The sequence below is a fragment of the Gilliamella sp. wkB112 genome, assembly GCF_001690685.1.
Classification (GTDB): Bacteria; Pseudomonadota; Gammaproteobacteria; order Enterobacterales; family Orbaceae; genus Gilliamella; species Gilliamella apicola_J.
Genome location: NZ_LZGL01000008.1, coordinates 1 through 990 on the forward strand (window position 1 = coordinate 1; position 990 = coordinate 990).

1 rRNA gene is annotated in these 990 nt (G+C 52.6%); it reads left to right on the forward strand.

Features of this window, described 5'->3' with window-relative positions:
* A 16S ribosomal RNA gene (locus tag A9G12_RS02330) occupies positions 1-862 on the forward strand; the annotation flags it as partial.
* Between the last annotated feature and the right edge of the window lie 128 nt (positions 863-990).

The following is a 990-nucleotide window of genomic DNA, read 5'->3' on the forward strand; positions in this document are numbered from 1 at the left end:
ACGTGTAGCGGTGAAATGCGTAGAGATGTGGAGGAATACCGGTGGCGAAGGCGGCCTTCTGGACAGATACTGACGCTGAGATGCGAAAGCGTGGGGAGCAAACAGGATTAGATACCCTGGTAGTCCACGCTGTAAACGATGTCGATTTGGAGTTTGTTGCCTAGAGTGATGGGCTCCGAAGCTAACGCGATAAATCGACCGCCTGGGGAGTACGGCCGCAAGGTTAAAACTCAAATGAATTGACGGGGGCCCGCACAAGCGGTGGAGCATGTGGTTTAATTCGATGCAACGCGAAGAACCTTACCTGGTCTTGACATCCATAGAATCTTGCAGAGATGCGAGAGTGCCTTCGGGAGCTATGAGACAGGTGCTGCATGGCTGTCGTCAGCTCGTGTTGTGAAATGTTGGGTTAAGTCCCGCAACGAGCGCAACCCTTATCCTTTGTTGCCATCGATTCGGTCGGGAACTCAAAGGAGACTGCCGTTGATAAAGCGGAGGAAGGTGGGGACGACGTCAAGTCATCATGGCCCTTACGACCAGGGCTACACACGTGCTACAATGGCGTATACAAAGGGAGGCGACCTCGCGAGAGCAAGCGGACCTCATAAAGTACGTCTAAGTCCGGATTGGAGTCTGCAACTCGACTCCATGAAGTCGGAATCGCTAGTAATCGTGAATCAGAATGTCACGGTGAATACGTTCCCGGGCCTTGTACACACCGCCCGTCACACCATGGGAGTGGGTTGCACCAGAAGTAGATAGCTTAACCTTCGGGAGGGCGTTTACCACGGTGTGATTCATGACTGGGGTGAAGTCGTAACAAGGTAACCGTAGGGGAACCTGCGGTTGGATCACCTCCTTACGAAGCGCTCGTAAGTGTTCACACAGATTGTTTGTTTAGAAAAGAGTCACTTTATTGGGTCTGTAGCTCAGGTGGTTAGAGCGCACCCCTGATAAGGGTGAGGTCGGTGGTTCAAGTCCACTCAGACC